The 22349-nt window shown below is 68.7% G+C and carries 23 protein-coding genes; 8 read left to right on the forward strand and 15 right to left on the reverse strand.

Annotated features, from left to right (window positions below):
- Positions 1 to 11: 11 nt before the first annotated feature.
- The 7 genes from EV655_RS04775 to EV655_RS04805 all read right to left on the reverse strand — a co-directional run bounded on the left by EV655_RS04775 (position 12) and on the right by EV655_RS04805 (position 6368).
- Positions 12 to 1223: an acetyl-CoA C-acetyltransferase gene (locus EV655_RS04775; RefSeq protein WP_132542376.1), complete on the reverse strand. Its 1212-nt coding sequence runs from the start codon at positions 1221 to 1223 to the stop codon at positions 12 to 14.
- Positions 1224 to 1243: 20 nt separating this feature from the next.
- Positions 1244 to 1879: a glutathione S-transferase family protein gene (locus EV655_RS04780; protein WP_132542378.1), complete on the reverse strand. Its 636-nt coding sequence runs from the start codon at positions 1877 to 1879 to the stop codon at positions 1244 to 1246.
- Between the two features lie 295 nt (positions 1880 to 2174).
- Entirely contained in the window at positions 2175 to 2387 is a 213-nt protein-coding gene (locus tag EV655_RS04785) for a hypothetical protein (protein ID WP_132542380.1), read from the reverse strand.
- Positions 2388 to 2418: 31 nt separating this feature from the next.
- Positions 2419 to 4197 carry an acyl-CoA dehydrogenase C-terminal domain-containing protein gene (locus EV655_RS04790; RefSeq protein WP_132542382.1) on the reverse strand — a complete coding sequence of 593 codons (1779 nt, stop codon included), beginning with the start codon at positions 4195 to 4197 and terminating at the stop codon, positions 2419 to 2421.
- A gap of 50 nt (positions 4198 to 4247) precedes the next feature.
- Positions 4248 to 4649 carry a MerR family transcriptional regulator gene (locus EV655_RS04795; RefSeq protein WP_132542384.1) on the reverse strand — a complete coding sequence of 134 codons (402 nt, stop codon included), beginning with the start codon at positions 4647 to 4649 and terminating at the stop codon, positions 4248 to 4250.
- A 116-nt stretch (positions 4650 to 4765) separates the two neighbouring features.
- On the reverse strand, positions 4766 to 5164 hold the full coding sequence (locus EV655_RS04800; protein ID WP_132542386.1) for a MerR family transcriptional regulator: 399 nt from the start codon (positions 5162 to 5164) through the stop codon (positions 4766 to 4768).
- 52 nt (positions 5165 to 5216) lie between these two features.
- On the reverse strand, positions 5217 to 6368 hold the full coding sequence (locus EV655_RS04805; protein WP_132542388.1) for a putative manganese transporter: 1152 nt from the start codon (positions 6366 to 6368) through the stop codon (positions 5217 to 5219).
- A gap of 105 nt (positions 6369 to 6473) precedes the next feature.
- Here EV655_RS04805 and EV655_RS04810 point away from each other — a divergent pair, with 105 nt between their 5' ends.
- Genes EV655_RS04810 through EV655_RS04820 form a run of 3 tightly spaced genes read left to right on the forward strand, consistent with a single transcriptional unit; the run spans position 6474 to position 8774 of the window.
- Entirely contained in the window at positions 6474 to 6914 is a 441-nt protein-coding gene (locus EV655_RS04810) for a PaaI family thioesterase (RefSeq protein WP_132542390.1), read from the forward strand.
- Positions 6911 to 7420: a PaaI family thioesterase gene (locus EV655_RS04815; protein WP_132542392.1), complete on the forward strand. Its 510-nt coding sequence runs from the start codon at positions 6911 to 6913 to the stop codon at positions 7418 to 7420. Before EV655_RS04810 ends, EV655_RS04815 begins: the two co-directional genes overlap by 4 nt.
- The gene (locus EV655_RS04820) at positions 7413 to 8774 is read left to right on the forward strand and encodes an MATE family efflux transporter (RefSeq protein ID WP_132542394.1); all 1362 of its coding nucleotides are present in this window, start codon (positions 7413 to 7415) and stop codon (positions 8772 to 8774) included. Before EV655_RS04815 ends, EV655_RS04820 begins: the two co-directional genes overlap by 8 nt.
- On the opposite strand, the gene EV655_RS04825 is transcribed toward EV655_RS04820, so the two are convergent.
- From EV655_RS04825 to EV655_RS04835, 3 genes are all read right to left on the reverse strand, one after another.
- Positions 8771 to 9814 (reverse strand): succinylglutamate desuccinylase/aspartoacylase family protein, encoded by a 1044-nt coding sequence (locus EV655_RS04825; RefSeq protein WP_132542396.1) that lies wholly within the window; start codon positions 9812 to 9814, stop codon positions 8771 to 8773. The two genes, EV655_RS04820 and EV655_RS04825, sit on opposite strands and share 4 nt — an antisense overlap.
- Before the next feature lie 89 nt (positions 9815 to 9903).
- Positions 9904 to 10932 carry a M48 family metallopeptidase gene (locus EV655_RS04830; RefSeq protein WP_132542398.1) on the reverse strand — a complete coding sequence of 343 codons (1029 nt, stop codon included), beginning with the start codon at positions 10930 to 10932 and terminating at the stop codon, positions 9904 to 9906.
- Positions 10913 to 11968 (reverse strand): YjgN family protein, encoded by a 1056-nt coding sequence (locus tag EV655_RS04835; protein ID WP_132542400.1) that lies wholly within the window; start codon positions 11966 to 11968, stop codon positions 10913 to 10915. Before EV655_RS04835 ends, EV655_RS04830 begins: the two co-directional genes overlap by 20 nt.
- Positions 11969 to 12065: 97 nt before the next feature.
- On the opposite strand from EV655_RS04835, the gene EV655_RS04840 reads away from it, so the two are divergent.
- Positions 12066 to 12401: a DMT family transporter gene (locus EV655_RS04840; protein ID WP_132542402.1), complete on the forward strand. Its 336-nt coding sequence runs from the start codon at positions 12066 to 12068 to the stop codon at positions 12399 to 12401.
- A gap of 67 nt (positions 12402 to 12468) precedes the next feature.
- Entirely contained in the window at positions 12469 to 14289 is a 1821-nt protein-coding gene (gene typA / locus EV655_RS04845) for a translational GTPase TypA (protein ID WP_132542404.1), read from the forward strand.
- Between the two features lie 283 nt (positions 14290 to 14572).
- On the opposite strand, the gene EV655_RS04850 is transcribed toward typA, so the two are convergent.
- Positions 14573 to 16147: a bifunctional metallophosphatase/5'-nucleotidase gene (locus EV655_RS04850; protein WP_132542406.1), complete on the reverse strand. Its 1575-nt coding sequence runs from the start codon at positions 16145 to 16147 to the stop codon at positions 14573 to 14575.
- A 105-nt stretch (positions 16148 to 16252) separates the two neighbouring features.
- On the opposite strand from EV655_RS04850, the gene EV655_RS04855 reads away from it, so the two are divergent.
- Both EV655_RS04855 and EV655_RS04860 read left to right on the forward strand, forming a co-directional pair.
- On the forward strand, positions 16253 to 16591 hold the full coding sequence (locus tag EV655_RS04855; protein WP_132542408.1) for a DUF952 domain-containing protein: 339 nt from the start codon (positions 16253 to 16255) through the stop codon (positions 16589 to 16591).
- The gene (locus EV655_RS04860; RefSeq protein WP_132542410.1) at positions 16588 to 17646 is read left to right on the forward strand and encodes a quinone-dependent dihydroorotate dehydrogenase; all 1059 of its coding nucleotides are present in this window, start codon (positions 16588 to 16590) and stop codon (positions 17644 to 17646) included. The genes EV655_RS04855 and EV655_RS04860 overlap by 4 nt, the downstream gene beginning before the upstream one ends.
- Positions 17647 to 17889: 243 nt before the next feature.
- On the opposite strand, the gene EV655_RS04865 is transcribed toward EV655_RS04860, so the two are convergent.
- From EV655_RS04865 to EV655_RS04875, 3 genes are read right to left on the reverse strand one after another with little or no spacing between them, the layout of a single operon-like run.
- A complete protein-coding gene (locus tag EV655_RS04865; protein WP_132542412.1) occupies positions 17890 to 18627 on the reverse strand; it encodes an SDR family NAD(P)-dependent oxidoreductase in 738 nt (245 codons plus the stop codon).
- Complete coding sequence (locus tag EV655_RS04870; protein ID WP_132542414.1) at positions 18624 to 19940, reverse strand: FAD-binding protein; 1317 nt, start codon at positions 19938 to 19940, stop codon at positions 18624 to 18626. The genes EV655_RS04865 and EV655_RS04870 overlap by 4 nt, the downstream gene beginning before the upstream one ends.
- The gene (locus tag EV655_RS04875; protein ID WP_243644990.1) at positions 19921 to 20922 is read right to left on the reverse strand and encodes a lysylphosphatidylglycerol synthase transmembrane domain-containing protein; all 1002 of its coding nucleotides are present in this window, start codon (positions 20920 to 20922) and stop codon (positions 19921 to 19923) included. Before EV655_RS04875 ends, EV655_RS04870 begins: the two co-directional genes overlap by 20 nt.
- A gap of 296 nt (positions 20923 to 21218) precedes the next feature.
- Here EV655_RS04875 and EV655_RS04880 point away from each other — a divergent pair, with 296 nt between their 5' ends.
- Positions 21219 to 21608 (forward strand): hypothetical protein, encoded by a 390-nt coding sequence (locus EV655_RS04880; RefSeq protein ID WP_132542418.1) that lies wholly within the window; start codon positions 21219 to 21221, stop codon positions 21606 to 21608.
- Between the two features lie 56 nt (positions 21609 to 21664).
- Here the strand turns inward: EV655_RS04880 and EV655_RS04885 are convergent, their stop codons facing one another.
- Positions 21665 to 22294 carry a 3-oxoacid CoA-transferase subunit B gene (locus tag EV655_RS04885; RefSeq protein WP_132542420.1) on the reverse strand — a complete coding sequence of 210 codons (630 nt, stop codon included), beginning with the start codon at positions 22292 to 22294 and terminating at the stop codon, positions 21665 to 21667.
- Positions 22295 to 22349 lie beyond the last annotated feature (55 nt).

Here is a 22349-nt window from a genome sequence, read left to right on the forward strand (position 1 = left end):
TCTTTCCTCCCTCACACGCGTTCGATGATCGTTGCGGCGCCCATGCCGCTGGCCACGCAAAGCGTCGCGAGGCCGGTTTCCCTGTCGGTGCGCTCCATCTCGTCCAGCAGCGTGCCGAGGATGATCGCCCCGGTCGCCCCCAGCGGATGGCCCAGCGCGATGGCCCCGCCGCAGGGGTTGACCCGCGCCGGGTCCACCTCGAACGCCTGGATGAAGCGCAGCACGACGGCCGCGAAGGCCTCGTTCACCTCGAAAAGGTCGATGTCGGAAATCGCCATGCCCGCGTCGCGCAGAACCTTTTCGGTCGCGGGCACGGGGCCGGTCAGCATGATCGTCGGATCGGTGCCGATCTTGCAGGTGCCCCGGATGCGCGCGCGCGGTTTCAGCCCATGCGCCTGCCCGAATTCTGCGCTGCCGACCAGCACGCCTGCCGCCCCGTCGACGATGCCCGAGGAATTGCCCGCGTGGTGAACATGGTCGATCCGCTCGAGATGGGGGTATTTCATCAAGGCCACCTGGTCGAAGCCCGGCATCACCTCGCCCATCTCCTTGAAGGACGGCTTCAGCGCCCCCAGCGTCTGCATGTCGGTCTCGGGGCGCATGTATTCGTCGCGGTCGAGGATCGTCAGGCCGTTGACATCCCGGACCGGCAGGATGGACTTCGCGAACCGGCCCTCCGCCCAGGCCCGGGCGGCACGGCGCTGGCTTTCCACGGCGAACGTGTCGGCCTGGTCGCGGCTAAAGCCATATTCGGTGGCGATGATGTCGGCGGAAATGCCCTGCGGCACGAAATAGGTCTTCATCGCCAGGCTGGGGTCCACCGCGATCGCCGCCCCATCGCTGCCCATCGCGACGCGGCCCATCATCTCGACACCGCCCGCGATATAGGCCGCGCCCGCGCCTGCGCGCACCTGGTTCGCGGCCAGGTTCACCGCCTCGAGCCCGCTTGCGCAGAACCGGTTGATGGAAAGGCCGGGGATGCGTTCGTCGAGGGACGAGGCCAGAACCGCGCTGCGCGCGAGGCAGCCGCCCTGTTCGCCCACCTGGGTAGCGTTGCCCCAGATCACGTCCTCGACCGCGTGGCCCGACAGGCCGTTTCTTTCGGCCAGGGCATCCAGCACAACCGCCGACAGGCGCAGCGACGTCACCTCGTGCAGGCTGCCATCCTTGCGGCCCTTGCCGCGGGGGGTGCGGATCGCGTCGTAGATATAGGCCTCGGTCATGTCTGCCTCTCGTTCAGGAATCAGGCCCGGTCGGCGGGCGAGCCGGGCATCAGGTCGTAGGGGTGTTTCCAGCCCGGCAGCGCCGCGATCCGGTCAAGCCAGGCGTCGATGTTCGGCCAGTCCGCGCGGTCAAAGCCGAAGGGTTCGGGGTAATAGAGATAGCCGCAGCAGGAGAAGTCGGCGGTGGTGGGCCCGTCGCCCACCAGCCAGGCGCGCCCGTCAAGCCCGCGCTCCAGCGTGGCCAGTGCCGCCTGCACCCGGCCCGAGAGCCAGCCAATGACCGGCTCCGGGCGTTTCTGCTCGGGCAGGAAGTTCATCAGGAACCGCAGCGCACCCGCCTGGCCCGACATCTTGTGGTTGTCCCAGAACATCCAGCGCAGCACTTCGCGGTCCTCGTCCGCATCGCGCCCGCCGAAGCGGCCGGTCCTCTCGGTGACATGGCGCTGGATCGCGCCCGACTGGCTGAGGATCAACCTGCCGTCCACCATCACCGGAACCTCGCCCATCGGGTTCAGCGCCAGAAACTCGGCGCTGCGGGCTGCGCCGTTGAAGAAATCGACATAGACCGGTGCCCAGTCCATCTCCGCCAGTTCCAATGCCAGCGCCGCCTTGTAGGCATTGCCGCTTTCGCCGAAGCAGTAGAGCCGGATGGTCATATCCCGTCCTCCATCCATGCGCTGCGCCCGGCCGATCGGGTGCGCCATGAGTATTTGGACCAAGAAGAAGACCGGAACCTCGTCCCGTAACCGTCCGTTAACGTTAACGCGCCAGTCTCCGACTCGCGGTACAGGCTGGAGAGCCGATGACCGCCCAAGGAGAAGGTCCCCCGCCCGGCGCCTCCACCCCGGTAACGACCGGGGGCGCCGTCCGGGTGGGGGGCTAACCCGTGGCCTTCTTCTTGGCAAAAATACTCATGGCTCTGTTGCCAGCCATGGCGCGCGCGGCCGGGGGTCATCGCTTGCGCTCCTCGAGTTCGGCGTTGAAGATCCGCAGACGGTGGGGCAGCACCTCGGCGTCGGTCACGCTGTCGAAATGCTCGAACAGGAAGGACAGCGCCTCGCCCTCGTCCAGTCCCGCCTCGCGGGCAAAGCGCCGCAGGCGGCGATAAGCGTCCTCGGTCATCGCGACCGGGAAGCGGCGGGTCAGGCGCAGGCGCTTGGGCATTCTCTCCTCCGCGGACGGGTTCCGCCCGAGCCTAGAAGCTCTCGTCCGGCAGCGCCATGACCGTGTCCGCCCCGCTGGTGATCCGCGCGAGGTGCAGCGCGGTCGCGGGCAACTGGCGCGCCATGTAATAGCGCCCGGTGGCCAGCCGCGCCGCGTGGCGCGCGGCGTCGCCGGTGCCCGCGTTCAGGCCCGCGCGGGCGGCCTTGGCGATCCGCGCCCACATCAGCCCCAGGCAGACATGGCCGAAGAGGTGCATGAAGTCGTAGGACCCCGCCAGCGCATTGGCCGGGTTCTTCATCCCCTGTTCGACGAAGTACATCGTTGCCGCCTGCAGGTCCTTTGACGCGGCCTTCAGCGGATCGAGGAAGCCCGCCTTCACCTCGGCATCGTCCTCGTTCTCGCGGATGACACCCTTCACGATCTCGAAGAAGGCCCGCATGGCCTTGCCACCGTCCTGCGGCAGCTTGCGGCCGACGAGGTCCAGCGACTGGATGCCGTTGGTGCCCTCGTAGATCATGGTGATGCGGGCGTCGCGGACGAACTGTTCCAGCCCCGCGGCGCGGGTGAACCCGGTGCCGCCCAGCGTCTGCTGCGCCAGAACCGTGGTCTCGAAGCCCTTGTCGGTCAGGAACCCCTTGATGACCGGGGTCAGCAGCGAGATCAGGGCCTCGGCCTCCGCATCGCCGCCCCGGTGCGACCGGTCGATCAGCTGCGCCCCCCAGAAGGTGAAGGCGCGCGCGCCCTCGACGAAGCTTTTCTGGTGCATCAGGTTGCGGCGCACATCGGGGTGGACCATGATCGGGTCTGCGGGGCCTTGCGGGTTGGCGGGCGCGCCGACGGCGCGGCCCTGCAGCCGGTCCCGCGCCCAGGCCAGCGCGTTCTGGTAGGCCACGACGCCTTGGGCATAGCCCTGCAGGCCCACGCCCAGGCGGGCCTCGTTCATCATGGTGAACATCGCGCGCATGCCCTTGTGTTCCTCGCCCACCAGGAACCCGGTCGCTCCCTCGTAGCTCATCACGCAGGTGGCGTTGGCGTGGATGCCCATCTTGTGTTCCAGCCCGACGCAGTGCAGCGCGTTGCGCGGACCCGGATTGCCGTCGGCATCGGGCAGGAATTTCGGCACGATGAACAGCGAGATGCCCTTGGTCCCCTCGGGGCCACCGGGGATCTTGGCCAGCACCAGATGGATGATGTTCTCGGTCAGGTCATGTTCGCCCGCCGAGATCCAGATCTTGGTGCCGGTGATCCGGTAGGTGCCGTCGCCCTGCGGCTCGGCGCGGGTCTTGATCAGGCCCAGATCGGTCCCGCATTGCGGTTCGGTCAGGTTCATCGTGCCCGACCATTCCCCCGAGATCATCTTCGGCAGGTAGAGCGCTTTCTGCGCCTCCGAGCCGTGGACATGGATTGCCGACATCGCGCCGTGGGTCAGGCCCCAGTACATGTTGAACGCCATGTTGGCCGAGACGAACATCTCGCCCACCGCGGTGTTCAGCAGATAGGGCATGCCCTGGCCACCATAGGCCGGGTCAGCGTCCAGCCCGATCCAGCCGCCCTCGCTGACCTGCCGGTAGGCGTCGCGATAGCCTTCGGGCGTGCGCACCACGCCGTTTTCCAGCCGGCAGCCCTCGGCGTCGCCCGTCGCGTTCAGGGGCGCCAGCACCTCGGCCGCGATCTTGCCCGCCTCGTCCAGGACGGCGGCGGTGAAATCGCGGTCAAGCTCGTCATAGCCGGGGATGTCGGCGGCGCTGGCCTCAAGCACGTCATGCAGGAGGAACTGGATCTCCTCGGTTGGCGGTATGTAGCTCGGCATCTCTCTCTCCCTGGAACGTCACCCTTCTGCGGGGCGTGGTCGGTTGCGGGCTATTGGCGGCCCTGGGCGGCGCTGGCGAACTGGGCCAGCTTTTCCTCGCACCAGGCCAGTTGCTGTTCCAGTTCGGCGATCGCCTCGTCGAGGTCGGCGCGCTGGCGGCGCATGTCGGCCAGCCGCTCGCGGCCGATCACATAGGCTTCGCGGTGCTGCTGTTCCTTGCCGTCATCGGTGTCGTAGAGCGACAGCAACTGGCGGATCTGTTCCAGGCTGAAGCCGAACCGCTTGGCGCGCAGGATCAGGGTCAGACGACCGCGGTCGCGGCGGGTGTAAAGCCGGCGCTGGCCCTCGCGCTTCGGGTCCAGCAATTCCTTGGATTCATAAAAGCGCAGGGTGCGCGGCGTGACCCCGAAGGCGTCGCACATCTGGCGGATTGTCAGCAGTTCGTCGTTCATGTTCCGTCTTCGTACCGTTTGCCTTCCCCAGCCCCTGAGATGAAGACTGCCGTGGCTCTAGACAATACGGATTGACGTTGACGTAAACATAACGCTGCGTCACAAGGCCGCTGCGGCTAACGGGCCTTGCTGCCCGCGGCGTCCTGTTGCGCCAGGCTCTCGGCCACCTCGTCGCGCAGCGCCTTCAGGTCGGCGATCGAGCGATCGAGATCCTCGCGCTGATCGCCCAGCGCCTTGAGCTGGCGGTCCGACATGTCGACCATCGCCTCGAGTTGCGCGCGGCTGCCCTGCTCGTCGTAGATCGACAGCCACTGCCGGATTTCCTCGAGGCTGAAGCCGAAGCGGCGGCCGCGCAGGATCAGGGTCATCCGGGCGACATCGCGCGGCGAATAGTACCGCGCGCGGCCCGACTTTTCGGGGCTCAGCAGCTCGATATACTCGTAATAGCGCAGCGTGCGCGGTGTCACGTCGAACCGCGCGCACATTTCCTTGAACGTCAGCCGGTCGTCGGACATCGGGTCTTTCGTTTTCCCTGCGTTCGCGCGGGCAACACGATGAACCATCAGTCTAGTTCATGAAGCCCGGTGCGAAAAGGTAAAACCCATAGGCGACGAGAAGGGCCGGAATCGCCGAATAGACCGTGGCGAGCAGGGCCGCGCGCGGGTTGATCGCGATGGCCGGGAACAGCGCGTCGCCATCGTTCGAGATCGCGTTGCCGATCAGCGCCGCGAAGGGCAGCGCGCCGTTGACGTAAAGCGTGGTCACCAGCACCTGCGGCCCGCAGCCGGGCACGAAGCCCACCGCAATGGCGATCAGCGGCAACAGCGGCGCAATGGTCTGGAACCAGGCGGCAAGGTCGAGCCCGCCGAACACTGCGGCATAGTCGTAGGCGAGGTAGGCGGCGATCACCCAGACCGAGATGAAGCTGGTTTCCTCGGCCACGCGGGTCAGCGGCGCGTCCTTGGCGTTGGTCATCGCGGTGACCGGCGAACTTGCCCAGATGAACAGCCCCAGTGCGGTGCCGGTCAGGGCGATGGCCGCCACGGGCAGCCCGATGACCGTCTCGATCTCGACCTGGCCGAGCTGTGCCACGCCGACGGCCAGACCCGGCAGGGCGGGCAGCACATAGGCGATGTCGCGCGGCCGCAGGCGCCCGATCCGCGGCGCAAGCTCGCACGAAGCGCCCTTAAGGCGGGGCAGGTCCGAGCGGTCGAACCGGTCGACCAGCCATCCGGTGGCCACGCCCACCGCGAAGGACAGCGGCAGAAGCACTGCCGCCGCGTCGGGCCGCGTCGCGATCAGCAGGAAGGCCGCATCGCCCATCGTCGCTGTCAGCGCCGCGACCACCGCGCCCATCCCGACATTGCCCGAGGTATAGGCCGCCACCACGATCACCGCACCGCCGCAGCCCGGCGTCGCGCCCAGAAGGGCGGCCATCGGCACCTGCCACCCGCGCGCGTGGCGCAGCACCGTGCCCATGTCGAACCGGAACAGCCGTTCCGACCCGTAGAACAGCAACAGCGTTGCCGCGACAAAGACGCTGACCTGGACATAGGCATCCGTCATCAGCTCGCGGGTCAGCGCGCCAAGCTCACCCGGCGCCAGAGCCAGCGCCAGAAGCGTCAGCGCCACCAGCAGCCGCCGCCCGCGCCACGGACCCAGGAAAGCGGTGCCCGGGCGGGGCAGGCCCTGCCGCCTGTCGAGTGTGTCGGTCGTCATGCCGGTTGTCCGATCCTGAAGATGCGAATGGTTCTCAATTGCAGAAGTTAGCACTTGCGGGGCATCTGGCAAGGGCCAATAACTCGGGCGGAAGAGGAGCGCCCGATGCAGGAAGACAACGCGCGGATCGCGCGGCAATTCATCGAGATGATTCCCCATTCGCGCGCGCTGAACATGCGCGTGGACGAGATCGGCAACGGCGTGGCCGAGATCTCGATGCCCTATGACCCGCGGCTGATCGGCGATCCGCAAAGCGGCGTGATCCATGGCGGCGCGGTCTCGGCGCTTCTGGACACCTGCGGCGGCGCGGCGGTGATGAGCCATCCCGACGCGCCCGCGGGCACCGCCACCATTGATCTGCGCATCGACTACATGCGGGCGGCCACGCCCGGCCAGCGGATCACCGCACGGGCCGAATGTTATCATGTCACCCGCTCGGTCGCCTTCGTGCGCGCCACCGCGACCGACGAGGACCACGAGAACCCGGTCGCCACCGCCTCGGGGGCCTTCACCGTGGAACGCGGCGGGGCAGGGGCAAAGCCATGACCCGCAAGGCCCCCGAGCCCGTCCAGGTCATCAAGCAGCGGCGCGATGCGGCGCTGTCGGCATTGGTCCATGGCGTGCCCTACATCAACTTTCTCGGCATCGAGTTCGAGCGCCGCGGCGACGAGTTGACCGCCATCCTGGCCTTCGACGACAAGCTGATCGGCAACCCGATGCTGCCCGCGCTGCATGGTGGTGTGACCGCGGCCTTTCTGGAAGTGACGGCGATCATCGGCCTGAGCTGGGCGATCATCTGGGAGGACATGGAATCGGGCGCGCTGGACCCGCTGGCGCTGACCCCCGACACCCTGCCGCGGCTGCCGAAGACCATCGACTTCACCGTCGACTACCTGCGGACCGGCCTGCCGCGCGACGCCTATGCGCGGGCGCGCGTCAACCGCTCGGGGCGGCGCTATGCCTCGGTCCATGTCGAGGCTTGGCAGGACAACCGCGCGCGGCTTTACGCGCAGGCTACCGGCCATTTCCTGATGCCGCCCCGCAATGGCTGACATTGCCGCCGGGGCCGCGGCCCCTGCCGCGCCGCCCCTGACCCACCGCCAAGTTCTGGCCATCGCGCTGCCCATCGTGCTGTCGAACGCGACCGTGCCGATCCTGGGCGCGGTCGATACAGCCGTCGTCGGCCAGATGGGCGAGGCCGCGCCGATCGGGGCGGTGGGCATCGGCGCGATCATCCTTGCCGCGATCTACTGGATCTTCGGCTTCCTGCGCATGGGCACGACCGGGTTGACCGCCCAGGCCTGGGGCGCCCGCGACCACGCCGAAGTCGACGCGATGCTGACCCGCGCGCTGCTGGTGGGCGTGGGTGCCGGCCTTGCGCTGATCGCGGGCCAGACGCTGCTTTTCGCCGGGGCCTTCCAGCTTGCACCTGCCTCGGCAGAGGTCGAGTCGATGGCGCGCGACTATCTGGAGATCCGCATCTGGGGGGCGCCGGCGGCGATCGGGTTGTTCGGGATCACCGGCTGGCTGATCGCGCAGGGGCGCACGCGGGCGGTGCTGGTGCTGCAACTGTGGATGAACGCGATCAACATCGTGCTCGATCTGTGGTTCGTGCTCGGGCTTGGCTGGGGCGTGCCGGGGGTGGCGGTCGCGACCCTGATCGCCGAAGGGTCGGGCGCCGCGATGGGGCTGTGGCTGTGCCGGGGCGCGTTCCGCGGTGCGGCCTGGCGCGACCGGGCGCGGGTGTTCGACCGGGTGCGCATCAGGCGCATGGCGGGCGTGAACGCCGATATCCTGATCCGGTCGCTCCTGTTACAGGGGATCTTCGTGTCGTTCCTGTTCGTGGCCGCGGGGTTCGGCGACGTGCCGCTTGCGGCCAACCAGGTGCTGCTGCAATTCCTGGAGATCACCGCCTATGCGCTGGATGGCTTTGCCTTTGCCGCCGAGGCGCTGGTGGGGCAGGCGATGGGCGCCCGCGCGCGGGCGGCGCTGCGGCGGGCGGCGTTGATGACCAGCCTCTGGGGGGTCGTGACCGTTGCGGGCCTGGCCGTGGTCTTCGGGCTGTTCGGAGGCGCGGTCATCGACCTGATGACCACCGCGCCCGAGGTGCGCGCCGCGGCGCGGGATTACCTGCCCTGGATGGTGGCGGCGCCGGTGTTCGGCCTTGCCTCCTACATGCTGGACGGCATCTTCATCGGCGCGACGCGCACGCGCGACATGCGCAACATGATGGGGATCACGGCGGCGGTCTATGCTGTGGCGGCTGCCCTGCTGGTGCCGGCTTTCGGCAATCACGGGCTCTGGGCGGCGTTGTTGATCTCGTTCGTGGTTCGGGCGGCGACTCTGGGGGCCCGCTATCCTGCGCTTGAGGCCGCGGCCGACAGCGCGGCGGGCGCCCATCGCTAGAGGATCTCGTCCTCGTCGAACAGCTTTTCGGCCCCGAGCTCGGCGGTCCACGCGCCCATCCGGTCGCCCGCGCGGTCCGAGGGCGTGATCGCCGCCAGGTGGAAGACCGCGTTGCCCTCGTTCACCACCGGGAGCACCGCGCGGCCCAGGATGATGCCGTGCTCGGGGGCGCGGATCTCGGCCTCGACCTCGCCGAACGGGTCCGAGACGACGGCCAGAACATCGCCCTTGTCCACCACCTCGCCCTCGGACCGGTAGGTGCGCAACAGCCCGCCCTGCGGCGCGCGCAACCAGCGCGAGGCGCGGCACACCAGGGGCGCGCGCCGCGCACGCGGCACGCCCTTGGCCCCGACCATGCCGCGGTCGTGCAGCACCCGAAGGATGCCCGCGACCCCCGCCCGGACGGCGGTCTCGTCAAAGCGCAGCCCCTCGCCCGCCTCGTACAGCAGCATCCCGACGCCAAGCGCGCGCGCGGTCTGCCGGAGCGAGCCCTCGCGCAGGTCCGAGCGCAGCACGACAGGCGCGGCAAAGACCCCGGCCAGGCGCATCAGCTCGTCATCGCCCGGTGCCACGCGGACCTGCGGCAGGTTGGTGCGGTGGATCGAGGCCGAGTGCAGGTCGATCCCCAGATCGGCGCGGGCCACGACCTCGCTGGTCAGCAGATGCGCAAGCCGCGCGGCCATCGAGCCCTCGGCGGTGCCCGGAAAGCAGCGGTTCAGGTCGCGCCGGTCGGGCAGGTAGCGCGACAGGTTGAGAAAGCCGAAGGCGTTGACGATGGGAATGGCGATCAGCGTTCCGGCAAGGCCGCCGAGCACGGGCAGGTTCAGCAGGCGCCGCACGATCTCGACCCCGATGACCTCGTCGCCGTGGATGCCGGCGGTCACGAAAACCACCGGGCCGGGGCGGCGGCCGTGGATCACATGGGCCGACATCGTGACGGGGGTGTGGTCGGACAGGACCGAGACCGGCAGGTCGACCGTCCGCCGGGTGCCTGCGGGCACCAGCGTATCGCCAAGCTCGAAGCCCGGGCGCGGGGTCATGGGGTGGGCAAGGCGTTGATCCGCATGAACAAGCGATACGACCGGCGGAACCGGCTGGCAAGGGGTGTGCCCGAACCCGCCGGCGCGGGTCAGTCCCGCTCCGAAAGCATCTCTTCGACCGCCCGGGCACGGTCTGCCGACAGGGGATGGGTGGACCGCCACGCCGGCCCTTGCGGGGCGGCGATCCGGTCCAAAGCCTCGAAGAAGGTGATGAGTGCGGCGGGGTCATAGCCCGCCCGCGCCGCGATCTCGATGCCCAGCGCGTCGGCATCGCGTTCATGGGCGCGCGAATAGGCCAGCGAAAGCAGCAGGTTGCCTTCGAGCAACACGTCCTCGAGGACCGGGCCCACGTCGCCTGCGATCAGCGCGACCAGCATGTAGATCGACAGCGACCGGTAAAGCTGGCGCAAGCTGTGGCGTTCGCTGACATGGGCGATCTCGTGGCCGAGCACCGCGGCGATCACGTCGTCGTCGGGGAACCGCTCGGCCAGGTCGTCGGTAAGTACCAGCGTGCCGCCCGGCAGCGCGAAGGCGTTGGGTCCAAGTCCCGGCACATCGCGCAGCACCAGGCGGTACTCGCCATAGGGCGGGGGCGGGGCGGCCGCCGCGATGGCATCAAAGATCGCGCGGATCCCGGCCTGCCGGTCCGGGGGCAGTCCGGTTTCCTCGGCGAACATCCGGTCGACCGCGGCGAGATTGCCGCGGTCGATCGCCTCGACCAGCGTGGGCGGGGTCAGCGCGATCGCCGCGGCCACCAGCAGGTCGAGCCCGTGGCGCCAGATCAGCCAAACACCCAGCAGGCAGCCCGCCACCACCGCGATCAGCCGTGGGTGCCACGCCTCGGCCCGGATCAGCCAGTCGCCGCGCGCGGGGCCAAGGGCGGCGTCCAGCGCGCCGTGGTCGCGACATTCGAACACCCACTCGCCTGGCAGCACGACGCGCGATGGCCCACCCGCGATCCGCGCCTCGCGCCGCGCGCGCCCCTCGGCCAGCGTCGCGCCGGTCTCGTCCACCAGCCGCGCGCTGTCCGCCGCGATGATCAACGCGGCGCGGTGGCGGCGGGACGATCCGGGGCCGTAGGCCTCTCCGGCCAGGCCGTCAAACGGGAAGACCGACATCAAACCCTTCGATATCCGTATAGGCCTGTCCGATGGCCCCCACCTTTTCCGCCTCGGCGGCGGTGAAGGTATCGAGACTGCCGTTCACCGTGACATGGGTATGGGCGGCCTGATAGGCAATCATCCGGATCCGCGCCCAAGGCAGCAAAAGCCCCAGCGAAAAGACCACCGCCACCGCGTTGCTGACCCCGATCCACACCAGCCGCAGCGGCGCGATGTCCGAGGTGAAGGCATGGCCGCCCTCCAGCGTGGTGGCCGCGAAGACCGCGTTGCGGATGAAGGCCTGGTAGATGAAGCCCGCCGGCAGGATCGCAAGGACGATGATGGCCGCCGGGACCAGCGCGGCAAGCACCTGGCGCGGGTCCGGGTCGCCGGTTCCGGTCCGGAAGGCCGAGGGGTCGAACCCCGCAAGGAGCGGCGCGAAAAGCGCCAGCAGCAGAAGCCCGGTGCCGACGGCCCAGAGCCCGGCCATGAGAAAGGCCTTGTAGAACGGGCCGATCCCGCTTTCGAAGCGGAACCGCGCCGTGCCGAAGCGGTGGCCGTTCACGACATGGCTGCGTACCGCGCGGGCGACGAAGGGGAAGGCAAGGTACAGCGTGAAGACCGCGAGGACCGGGTAGAGGATGTAGACCCGGAACGCCCGCCAGTAACTGCCGTCAAAGCCGAAGCGCAGCCCCGAGAAACTGGTCACCCGGGCGTTGAAGGCGAGGCTGCGGTTCAGAAGCCAAGGGATCAGGAAGATCAGCCCGATGGGAAGGACGACCGCGAACAGCGGAATCGCCGCGAGCAGCGAATAGGCGACGAAGGCCGCCACCACGATGATCCGCCCGATCAGGATTTGCAGCCCCGTCGCGTGATAGTCGAAGGCGCGCCCGTCGATCGTGAGGTTCTGGTTGAGGTAGCGCTGGGTCCGGACCTTGGCCCAGGCCGAGTAGATGCCGATGGTCAGGATCGACAGCAACAGGTTGACGATCCAGATGCCGAAATAGGTTCCGGCCCGCCCGGAGAATTCCACCCTGTGGGTCGTGAGGCTCATCCGCCCGTCCTTTCGTCCCGTCCGCCGCTTGCGCTGACCTGCACGCGGCGCGACTGTTGTCGGGAATTGTGTACTTTCCAAGACGGGAGCGCGACCAGTGCCGAAATCCTACCTTTTCCTGATCCTGGCGATCCTGGCCGAGACCATCGGCACCTCTGCCCTGCAGGCCAGCCAGCAATTCACCCGGCTGCTGCCCTCGGTCGTGGTGGTGGTCGCCTATGCGCTGTCCTTCTATCTGCTGGCGCTGGTGCTCAGGACCATCCCGGTGGGCATCGCCTATGCGATCTGGTCCGGGCTGGGGATCGTTTTCATCGCGCTCATCGGCTGGTGGGTGTTCGGCCAGCGGATCGACCTGCCCGCGGTTCTGGGAATGGGAATGATCGTTCTGGGCATCCTGGTGATCCACCTGTTCTCGAAAAGCGCCGCGCATTGAGCATTGGGACTCGCCTTTTCGCGGAAAAGCCTCTATCGGCAGCGCAACTCCCCCAGAGGCAAGACACATGGACATTCGCAACATTGCGATCATCGCCCACGTCGACCACGGCAAGACCACGCTCGTCGACCAGTTGCTGAGACAGTCGGGTTCCTTCCGCGAGAACCAGACGGTGGCCGAACGAGCGATGGATTCGAACGATATCGAACGCGAGCGGGGGATCACGATCCTCGCCAAGGCGACTTCAGTCGAATGGGACGGGCACCGGGTCAACATCGTCGACACCCCCGGCCACGCCGATTTCGGCGGCGAGGTGGAACGGATCCTGTCGATGGTGGATGGCGTCCTGCTGCTGGTGGACGCCGCCGAAGGGCCGATGCCGCAGACCAAGTTCGTCACCTCCAAGGCGCTGGCGCTGGGCCTGCGCCCCATCGTGGTGCTGAACAAGGTCGACAAGCCCGATGCCGAGCCCGAGCGCGCGCTGAACGAGGTCTTTGACCTCTTCGCGAACCTGGGCGCGACCGACGCGCAGCTCGACTTCCCGCACATGTATGCGTCGGGCCGGTCCGGCTGGGCCGATCACGAACTGGACGGGCCGCGCAAGGATCTGCACGCGCTGTTCGACCTGATCCTCGATCACGTTCCCGCGCCGAGGCAACTGGCCCACGTGGACGAACCGTTCCGCATGCTGGCCACCACCCTGTCGGCGGACCCGTTCATCGGGCGCATCCTGACGGGGCGGATCGAGTCGGGCCGCGTGCGTCCCGGCGAAACGATCAAGGCGCTGACGCGCAACGGCGAAGAGCTGGAGCGGTTCCGCGTGTCCAAGGTGCTGGCCTTCCGCGGCCTGTCGCAGACCGCGATCGACGTGGGCGAGGCGGGGGATATCGTGACGCTGGCGGGCATGTCCAAGGCAACGGTCGCCGATACGCTGTGCGCCACCTCGGTGGCCGAGGCCCTGCCGGCCCAGCCGATCGATCCGCCGACGATCTCTGTCACCTTCGGCATCAACGACAGCCCGATGGCGGGCCGCGACGGCAAGAAGGTGCAGTCCCGCGTGATCCGCGAGCGGCTGATGAAGGAAGCCGAACTGAACGTCGCGATCCGGGTGACCGACACGCCCGGCGGCGAGGCCTTCGAGGTGGCGGGCCGCGGCGAACTGCAGATGGGCGTGCTGATCGAGAACATGCGCCGCGAGGGGTTCGAACTGTCGATTTCCCGCCCGCAGGTCCTGACCCGCGAGGAGGACGGCCAGAAGCTGGAACCGATCGAGGAGGTGACAGTCGATGTCGATGACGAATATTCCGGCGTCGTCATCGAGAAGCTGACCGGCCCCCGCCGCGGCGAGGTGGCCGAGATGCGCCCGGCGGGCGCGGGCAAGACCCGGATCATCGCGCATGTGCCCTCGCGCGGGCTGATCGGCTATCACGGCGAGTTCCTGACCGATACCCGCGGCACGGGCGTTCTGAACCGCGTGTTCCATGAATGGGCGCCCTGGAAGGGGCCGATTCCCGGGCGGCGTGCGGGTGTGCTGATCTCGATGGAGAACGGGACCGCGGTCGCCTATGCGCTGTTCAACCTCGAGGATCGCGGACGGCTGTTCATCGGCGCGCAGGAACCGGTCTACGAGGGCATGATCATCGGCGAACATTCGCGCGACAACGATCTGGAAGTGAACCCGCTGAAGGGCAAGAAGCTGACCAACATCCGCGCCTCGGGCACCGACGAGGCGGTGCGTCTGACGACCCCGATACGGATGAGCCTGGAGGCGGCGATCGCCTATATCGACGATGACGAACTCGTCGAGGTGACACCCAGCGCGATCCGGTTGCGCAAGCGCTTCCTCGACCCGCACGAGCGCAAGCGGCAGTCGCGCGCGGCGGGCTGACGCCGCCCCGGACGGCAAAGGGTTTTGCCGTGGCGGGCGCCGGTGCGGCCGGTGTGCGGGCCACGTACCCCCATCCGTGTCGCGCGACGCAAAAGGCCCCTCTGGACAATCCGGTCCGGACGACAGGTGCTGTTCACATTCCAACGTCAAGTGGGGGCGCATGGCGCGTCTTGCGCCGCCATGCGCCCTTTCCGGCGGGGCCTGCGTCCGCGAAACGCGCCGTTGGGTCACGTCTCGCGGTGGTTCGGGCCGGGCGGCCTTTGCGGTCTCGGATGCCGCCGGCCTATTCGGCCTTGGCAATCCGCCCGTCGGTATAGGGTGTGTAGGGCGCGTTGGCGGCCAGGAACTCGGCGGTGACATCCGCGAGGTCAGGGCCGAAATCATAGACGTTGTCGGCGTTCTGGAACACCTTGTAGCCGTCGCCCCCGTTCCGGACATAGTTGTTTGACACCAGACCATAGGTCCGGGCCGGGTCGATCGGTGCCCAGGCGCCGTTTTCCGCCACCTCGACCGACGTCACCCGGGCCCCCGGTGCGGCTGCGGGATCCCAGGCAAAGCGCAGGCCCGCGACCTGCGGGAAGCGGCCCGCGCCCTCCTCGACCTGGGACAGACCGTTTTCCAGCGCGTCGATCACCGTCTGGCCGGAGACGAAGAAGGTGGACAGCGTGTTCTGGAACGGCAGCACGGTCAGCACCTCGCCCATCGTCACCGGGCCTGCGTCGATCGACGCGCGCAGCCCGCCACCGTTCTGGATCGCGATGCTGATCCCCTGGTCGCGGACCCGGTCAAGCATCGCGTCGGCGACAAGGTTGCCCATCGGACATTCCATCGCCCGGCAAACGCTGCGGTCCCCCTCGATCGCCGCGGTGGCCTCGGCGACGACCCGCTGGCGGATTTCCTCCAGTGGCTGGGCCAGTTCGGTGACCCGCGCCCTGGTGTCGGCGTCCTCGGCCACGGTTGCATCCAGCAGGATCGGCGCGCCCGCGGCCGCGGTCACCACGCCCGCGTCGTCGAAGGTGACGTTCAGTTCGCCCAGATACTTGCCATAGGCATAGGCGTGCACGATGGCAGTGTCGCCGACCATGGTCGGATAGGGACCTGCCGCGCCCTCGTCGGTGGAGGAGAGCAGCGTATGTGAATGGCCGCCCACGATCACGTCGACGCCGGTGGTCTGGGCCGCGATCGCCTTGTCGAGCTCATAGCCCGAATGGCTGAGCAGGATGATCTTGGTCACGCCCTCGGCGGTCAGCCGGTCCACCTCGGCCTGCACCGCGCCAACCGCTTCGGTAAAGACGATGTTGGGCCCGGGGCTGGCGAGGTCGGGGTTGTCTTCGGGCGTCAGGCCGATCAGGCCCAGCCTTTCGCCGCCGCGCTCGATCACCACCGATTTCCGGATGATGTCCTTGAGCAGGGGTTCGCCCGAGAGATCGGCATTCGCCATCAGCACCGGGAAATCCACTGCGCCGGCAAAGCGGGCCAGAACCTCGGGGCCGTCGTCGAATTCGTGGTTGCCCACGGCCATCGCGTCATAGCCCATCGCGGTCATCATCTCGGCCGCTGCCATGCCCTTGTAATGGGTGTAGAACAGCGTGCCCTGGAACGGGTCGCCCGCATCGACGAGGACGGCGTTGCCGGTCCGCGCCCTGGCCGCCGCCAGCGCGGTCACAAGCCGCGCCGAACCGCCAAAGCACGCGCCCGCCTGGTTGTCCTCTTCCGGACAGCTCGAGTCGTATTTCGAGATCGGTTCGAAGCGGGCGTGGAAATCGTTGGTGTGCAGGATGGTCAGCGAATACTCGGCCTCGGCCAGACTGGCCGAAAGCGCGAACACTGCCGCCGCGGACAGGAAGCGCGTTGTCATGGTGAATCCCCTGTTGGTCGATGACACGAGATTGGCCCGCCTGCCGAGGCCTGTCAAAGCCTCTCGCGCTTGACCGGCGCCGCGCCAGCGGGCATGTGGGCGGACATGCTGATCTACAAGATCTTCCGCAGGGCCGAATGGGACGCCTTCCGCGCGGCGGGCCGCAGCGCGGGCGCGCCTGTGGACCTTGCCGATGGATTCATCCACCTGTCCACGGCCGAACAGGTGACCGTCACCGCCGAACGCCACTTCGCCGGGGAAAGCGACCTGGTGCTGGTGGCGGTTGACGCTGCCCGGCTGGGCGCCGCGCTGAAATGGGAACCCTCGCGGGGCGGCGCGCTGTTTCCCCATCTCTACCGCGATCTGACCGCGGCCGACGTGGTCTGGGACAAGTCGCTGCCGCTGGGGGCCACCGGCCACATCTTTCCCGAGGGCGTGGTATGACGCCGCTCGAACGGGCGGGGCTGGCGCTGCTGCACCGGATGGACCCCGAGCGGGCGCATGGCCTGTCGCTGATCGCGCTCAAGGCGGGGCTGGTACCGCTGCCGGGGCCGATCACCTCGGCCCGGCTGGCGACCGAACTGGCGGGGCTGAGGCTGCCGAACCCGGTGGGTCTGGCGGCGGGCTATGACAAGAACGCCGAGGCGTTGGGGCCGCTGTCGCGCGCGGGCTTCGGCTTTGTCGAGGTGGGCGCTGCGACGCCCCGGCCGCAGCCGGGCAACCCGCGCCCGCGGCTGTTCCGGCTGAGCGAGGACCGCGCCGCGATCAACCGGTTCGGCTTCAACAACGAGGGTATGGTGGCGATCGGGGCGCGGCTGGCGGCGCGGCCCGCGGGCACGGTGATCGGGCTGAACCTCGGCGCGAACAAGGACAGCGCGGACCGCGCGGCCGATTTCGCCGCGGTGCTGGCCCATTGCGGGCGGCATGTGGATTTCGTCACCGTCAACGTCTCGTCGCCCAATACCGAGCGGCTGCGCGAGTTGCAGGGGCGCGAGGCGCTTTCGGCGCTTCTGGCGGGCGTGATGGCGGCGCGGGCTGGGCTGGCGCGGCCGATCCCGGTCTTTCTCAAGATCGCGCCGGACCTCACGGATGCCGAGATCGACGAGATTGCCGAGGTGGCGCTGGACAGCGGCCTGTCGGGCATTGTCGCGACCAACACGACGCTGGCGCGCGGCGAGTTGCGAAGCCGCCATGCGGCCGAGGCGGGCGGGTTGTCGGGCGCGCCGCTTTTCGTACGCTCGACCCGGGTTCTGGCGCGGCTGTCGGTGGCGACGGGGGGGCAGTTGCCGCTGATCGGGGTGGGGGGCATCGGTTCGGCCGAGGAGGCCTACGCCAAGATCCGCGCGGGCGCCTCGGTGGTGCAGATTTACACCGCGCTGGTCTATGGCGGCCTGAGCCTGGCGGCCGAGATCGTGCGGGGGCTCGACCGGTTGCTCGCCCGCGACGGGTTCGCCCATGTGGCGGACGCGGTCGGAACGGGCCGCGACGACTGGTGCTGACCAAACGGTGCGGCCGGGCGCGCAGGATCCTGGCGGCGGTACTGGCCGTGTCCGGCTTCTGCCAGGGCGGGGATGGGGCATGAACGCCACCTTTCCGACTGCGTGAGCGCGTTCGCCCTTTTGCTCGAACCGATGGCGCATCAAAGGCTCACGTCAGGCTGAACCGTTGCTGGTCTTGCAGGCCGGGGGGGCGGTCGATCCGCAAGACCCCCGGACCGGCGCGTGCGAGGTGCCCCCGGCGTGCTAGATCGACAGCTTCTTGAAGATCGGTTCCGGAATCGCCCGGATGATCGACATGATCGCCAGCCAGAAAATCGGTGTGTAGATCACGTTCCGCTTCTTTTCGACCGCCTTCAGGATGTCGGCGGCGACCTTGTCGGGCGGCGCGACGAGGAACATGCCCTCGATCCCCCAGGTCATCGCGGTGTCGGTGAAGCCGGGTTTCACGGTGACCACGTGGCCGCCCGCGCGCGTCAGCCGGTTCCTGAGCCCCGAGAGGTAGGTGGCGAAGCCCGCCTTGGCCGCGCCGTAGACATAGTTGCCGATCCGGCCCCGGTCACCCGCGACCGAACCCACGCCGACCACCGTGCCGCCGCCGCGCGCCTCCATCAGGGGGACAAGCATCTGCAGCAGCCGGGCGGGGCCGGTAAAATTGTCGATCACGACGGCGTCGATCAGCGCGGGGTCGGCGTCGATCTCGGTCTGGGACGGCATCGAGCCCACGAAGACCGCGGCCGAGACCGGCCCCTCGCAGGCGGCCATCCGCGCGACGATCGGGCCGAAGCTGGCCGCATCGCGCGCATCGAAGCGGATGGTTTCGGCCAGCGCCGCGCCGCGCACGCGGGCATCCGCGGCGTCCCGTTCCAGGTCGGCCGTGTCGCGCCCGGCGAGGATCACGCCGTCGCCGCGTTCGGCAAGCTTGCGGGCAAAGGCGCGGGCCATCGAGGAGGACGCGCCAAGGATGATCCAGGTTTCGGTCATGCGGCACTCCTGAGGTGAAGCCGACGCACGAGGTCGGTGGTCATTTGGCCATCGGGGTCGGCCTTGGCGATCTCGGCGCGCCAGGCGTCAAGCTCGGGATACATCGCGGCAACCGTCTCGGGCCCGGCAAGACCGTCCTTGGCAAGGTAGAGCCGCCCGCCCGCGTCGCGCACCATATCCTGCAGCCGGGCGTGCAGCGCGGGCAGTTTCCGTCGCTGCGCGGGAACGTCGACGGCCAGCGTGTAGCCCTCCATCGGGAAGGACAGGTGGCCTGCGCGACCCGGCCCCATGCGTTTCAGCACCGCCAGCGGCGAGGCGACCCCGGATTTCGCGATGGCGGCAAGGATCTCCTTCAGCGCCGGGGCCGCGTCCTTCGGCACGATGCACTGGAACTGGTGGAAGCCACGCTTGCCGTAGAGCCGGTTCCAGTCGTGGAGCGCGTCGAGCGGAAAGAAGAACTCTTCCAGCGGGCGGGTGCGCTTGCGCCCCGTATCGGGCACGCGCCAGCGGTACCAGCGGTTGAAAAGCTTGACCACCGGCGCTGACAGCAGCAGCCCGGGCGCGTCGAAGGGGATGGATTTCGCCCGACGTGCGGGGCCGGGGCGGCCGCCCTCGGCCAGCGTGCCTTCTTCGAGGATGCCGCGGCCCAGCCGCTTGCGTTTCGCGGTCGCGTCGACCCAGCCCACGGCGAATTCGGCCTCGGAGGCGTCGAGCGCGGCGATGAAGGCGTCGAAATGCGGGATCCGGGTCTCGACCACGCGCATCCGCTGGCCGGGGGTCGGCCTGAGTTGCAGCCGGGCCGACAGGATCGCCCCGGTCTGGCCGAGCCCGCCCATGGTGGCGCGGAACAGCGCCGGGTCGCGTTCGGGCGTCACCTCGCGCGGGCCGCTGTCGGTCATCAGGGTGACGGCCTGCACATGCTGGCCAAAGCTGCCCGCATTGTGGTGGTTCTTGCCATGGACATCGTTGGCGATGGCGCCGCCGACGGTGGCGAACCCGGTGCCGGGCAGCACCGCGGGCATCCAGCCGCGGGGCGCGAAGAGGCGCAGGATCTCGCCCAGCGTGGCGCCGGCTTCGACCTCTAGCCCGCCGGTGTCGGGGTCGAAGGACAACAGCCGGTCCATCCGCGTCATCTCGACCGCCGCGCCGCCCGAGTTGAGGGCCGCATCGCCATAGGAGCGGCGGTTGCCGATGGCGGGGCCGCGCGCCGTCAGCGCGTCGGCAAGCGCGGGCACGCGCTCGGGCCGGGCCAGGGTGCCGCGCGCCCTCAGCGCCCGGCCCCAGCCCGTGTAATCAGCGGTTTTCCACTGCATGCCTTTTCCTTTTCGAAAGACGTTCCGCGACCGGGAAGACCGCCGCGCCGATCCCGACGGCGAACCACAGCGTGGTCACCCGGATCACCGCGGTCGCCGCGATCGAGGTTTCAAGGGGAAGCCCCTCGAGGGTGAGAAGTGCGACCATCGCCGCCTCGGCGCCGCCCAGGCCCCCGGGCGCGCCGGTCAGCCCGCCCGCGAGCGTCGCGAAGACGAAGATCGCCATGGCGGTTGCGGCCGGCGTGTCGGCGCCGAGCCAGACGAGCAGCAGGTAGAACGCATAGCCTTCTGCCAGCCAGCCGATCAGCCCCAGCGCCACCGCCGCGGCCAGCACGCCGGAATGGGAGAAATGCGCCAGCGTCCGCGCCATGCCGCGCAGCCGCCCGAACAGGCGGGGCCAGCGGCCGAGCACCCGGTAGGTGCGCGTGATGACCGCCGACAACAGCCGCGAATGGGTCGCGACCACGGCCGTGCCCAGCGCCAGCGCGGCCAGTGGCACGGCGCCCGCGATGCCGCTGGTGGACAGCGCAAGCGCGGCCCCGAGGATCAGCGCCATCGCCACCAGATCGGCCGCCCGGTCCATCAGGAACAGCGGCGCGGTGCGTTCCAGTGTCATCCCCGTCTCGCGCCGGATCCAGCGCACGCGTACCAGTTCGCCAACCCGGCCGGGCGTCACGCTCATCAGGAAACCGCCCAGATAGTGGCGCATGTCCCGCAGGAAGCCGGGCGGCAGGCCGACCCTGCGGGCGAAGACATGCCAGCGCAGCCCCCGCATCAGGTAGTTGACCAGCGACAGGCCCAGCAGGGCCGCAAGCTGCCAGGGGCCCAGGCGCAGCAACTGGGCGCGCGTCTCGTCCCAGCCGGTGGCGGCGGCAAGCCCGGCAAGCCCTGCCACCACCAGCGCCAGAAGCCCCGCCATCAGCAGCGGGTCACGCCAGCCGCGGATCGGGCTGGCCTCGGTCGAGGGGGAAATGCGGCTCATCATGTCACCGCGCGCATAGCAACAGATTGGGGCGGATTTATGAAGCCGTTTCCGCATTGGCAACAGCGCGGCCGGGCGGGTTTCCGCAGGGCCGGGCGGCCGATCACGAACCGGTCGCGGGGGCTCTCGGAAAAGCGGAACAGGTTATGTGCGCCTGCGCACTCACGCAACCTTGAGCGCACGCATCTGTGCGTTGATGTGATGCCGAACCAAGCCCATTCTCGGGACAGGATGCGAGGCAGCGTCCGCGAGACCAGAAACCGGACCACGGTCCGACACCGACAATGGAGACCACGATGAAACGCCTTGCCCTGACCACCGCCCTGATCCTGTCCGCCGCCGCCCCCGCGCTGGCGCAGAGCCAGCTTGAACGCCAGCTCGGCGTCCCGGCCGGGGCGTATACGCTGCCGCAACTGGTGGAACTGAAATCGGCCGCCGAGCAGACCGGCAACGATGCCGCCGTCCGGCTCACCAAGGCGCCGGAGATGACCGCGTCGAGTTCGAACACCGTGAACGAGCGCGCCGCCGGGATCATCCGCGCTCAGGCACTGGCCAGCGATGACGGCAACACGCGGCTGTTCGCCGACAACCTTGGCAACGCGGTGGGGGGGCCGATCGTGAACGACCGCGCCCGCGCGATCATCACCGAGCTGACCGCCGCGGGCGACGAAAGCAGCGCGAACTGATCGCAGGCGGTAACGGCGCGGGAAACGGGGGCCGAGGGCCCCCGTTTTCATGCGCATCACCCGACGATGGTCGCTTCGGTCGCGGCGCGGATCTCGTCCTCGGTGACGCCATCGGCACATTCGACGATCTTCAATCCGCCCTCGACCACGTCCAGCACGCCCAGATTGGTGATGATCCGGTTCACCACGCCCGTGCCGGTCAGCGGCAGGGTGCAGTCCTTCAGCACCTTGGACTCGCCGTGCTTGTTGGTGTGGTCCATCACGACCACCACCCGCTTGACACCTGCCACCAGATCCATCGCGCCGCCCATTCCCTTGACCAGCTTGCCGGGGATCATCCAGTTCGCCAGGTCGCCGTTTTCGCTGACCTCCATCGCGCCCAGGATCGCCATGGCGATCTTGCCGCCGCGGATCATGCCAAAACTCTGCGCGCTGTCGAAATAGGCCGAATGGGGCAGTTCGGTGATCGTCTGCTTGCCGGCGTTGATGAGGTCGGGATCGACCTCGTCCTCGGTCGGGAAGGGGCCAAGCCCCAGCATCCCGTTTTCCGATTGCAGCGTGACCGTCACGCCCTCGGGGATGAAGTTGGCCACCAGCGTCGGGATGCCGATCCCGAGATTGACGTACATCCCGTCCTTGAGTTCCTTGGCTGCGCGCTGCGCGATCTGGTTGCGGTCCCAGGGCATGACTAACCTCCGAAAAGGGGACGGAGAACCAGCCAGTAGATGGGCCAGATTTCTC

Origin of the sequence: Rhodovulum euryhalinum (genome assembly GCF_004342445.1) — a bacterium.
In the GTDB taxonomy this organism is placed as follows: Bacteria; Pseudomonadota; Alphaproteobacteria; order Rhodobacterales; family Rhodobacteraceae; genus Rhodovulum; species Rhodovulum euryhalinum.

What these genes read in the sequence shown, in the direction of transcription:
- EV655_RS04775 (WP_132542376.1), bottom strand. Translation starts at nt 1,223, where the DNA reads ATGACCGAGGCCTATATCTACGACGCGATCCGCACCCCCCGCGGCAAG.
- EV655_RS04780 (WP_132542378.1), bottom strand. Translation starts at nt 1,879, where the DNA reads ATGACCATCCGGCTCTACTGCTTCGGCGAAAGCGGCAATGCCTACAAG.
- EV655_RS04785 (WP_132542380.1), bottom strand. Translation starts at nt 2,387, where the DNA reads ATGCCCAAGCGCCTGCGCCTGACCCGCCGCTTCCCGGTCGCGATGACC.
- EV655_RS04790 (WP_132542382.1), bottom strand. Translation starts at nt 4,197, where the DNA reads ATGCCGAGCTACATACCGCCAACCGAGGAGATCCAGTTCCTCCTGCAT.
- EV655_RS04795 (WP_132542384.1), bottom strand. Translation starts at nt 4,649, where the DNA reads ATGAACGACGAACTGCTGACAATCCGCCAGATGTGCGACGCCTTCGGG.
- EV655_RS04800 (WP_132542386.1), bottom strand. Translation starts at nt 5,164, where the DNA reads ATGTCCGACGACCGGCTGACGTTCAAGGAAATGTGCGCGCGGTTCGAC.
- EV655_RS04805 (WP_132542388.1), bottom strand. Translation starts at nt 6,368, where the DNA reads ATGACGACCGACACACTCGACAGGCGGCAGGGCCTGCCCCGCCCGGGC.
- EV655_RS04810 (WP_132542390.1), top strand. Translation starts at nt 6,474, where the DNA reads ATGCAGGAAGACAACGCGCGGATCGCGCGGCAATTCATCGAGATGATT.
- EV655_RS04815 (WP_132542392.1), top strand. Translation starts at nt 6,911, where the DNA reads ATGACCCGCAAGGCCCCCGAGCCCGTCCAGGTCATCAAGCAGCGGCGC.
- EV655_RS04820 (WP_132542394.1), top strand. Translation starts at nt 7,413, where the DNA reads ATGGCTGACATTGCCGCCGGGGCCGCGGCCCCTGCCGCGCCGCCCCTG.
- EV655_RS04825 (WP_132542396.1), bottom strand. Translation starts at nt 9,814, where the DNA reads ATGACCCCGCGCCCGGGCTTCGAGCTTGGCGATACGCTGGTGCCCGCA.
- EV655_RS04830 (WP_132542398.1), bottom strand. Translation starts at nt 10,932, where the DNA reads ATGTCGGTCTTCCCGTTTGACGGCCTGGCCGGAGAGGCCTACGGCCCC.
- EV655_RS04835 (WP_132542400.1), bottom strand. Translation starts at nt 11,968, where the DNA reads ATGAGCCTCACGACCCACAGGGTGGAATTCTCCGGGCGGGCCGGAACC.
- typA (WP_132542404.1), top strand. Translation starts at nt 12,469, where the DNA reads ATGGACATTCGCAACATTGCGATCATCGCCCACGTCGACCACGGCAAG.
- EV655_RS04850 (WP_132542406.1), bottom strand. Translation starts at nt 16,147, where the DNA reads ATGACAACGCGCTTCCTGTCCGCGGCGGCAGTGTTCGCGCTTTCGGCC.
- EV655_RS04855 (WP_132542408.1), top strand. Translation starts at nt 16,253, where the DNA reads ATGCTGATCTACAAGATCTTCCGCAGGGCCGAATGGGACGCCTTCCGC.
- EV655_RS04860 (WP_132542410.1), top strand. Translation starts at nt 16,588, where the DNA reads ATGACGCCGCTCGAACGGGCGGGGCTGGCGCTGCTGCACCGGATGGAC.
- EV655_RS04865 (WP_132542412.1), bottom strand. Translation starts at nt 18,627, where the DNA reads ATGACCGAAACCTGGATCATCCTTGGCGCGTCCTCCTCGATGGCCCGC.
- EV655_RS04870 (WP_132542414.1), bottom strand. Translation starts at nt 19,940, where the DNA reads ATGCAGTGGAAAACCGCTGATTACACGGGCTGGGGCCGGGCGCTGAGG.
- EV655_RS04875 (WP_243644990.1), bottom strand. Translation starts at nt 20,922, where the DNA reads ATGAGCCGCATTTCCCCCTCGACCGAGGCCAGCCCGATCCGCGGCTGG.
- EV655_RS04880 (WP_132542418.1), top strand. Translation starts at nt 21,219, where the DNA reads ATGAAACGCCTTGCCCTGACCACCGCCCTGATCCTGTCCGCCGCCGCC.
- EV655_RS04885 (WP_132542420.1), bottom strand. Translation starts at nt 22,294, where the DNA reads ATGCCCTGGGACCGCAACCAGATCGCGCAGCGCGCAGCCAAGGAACTC.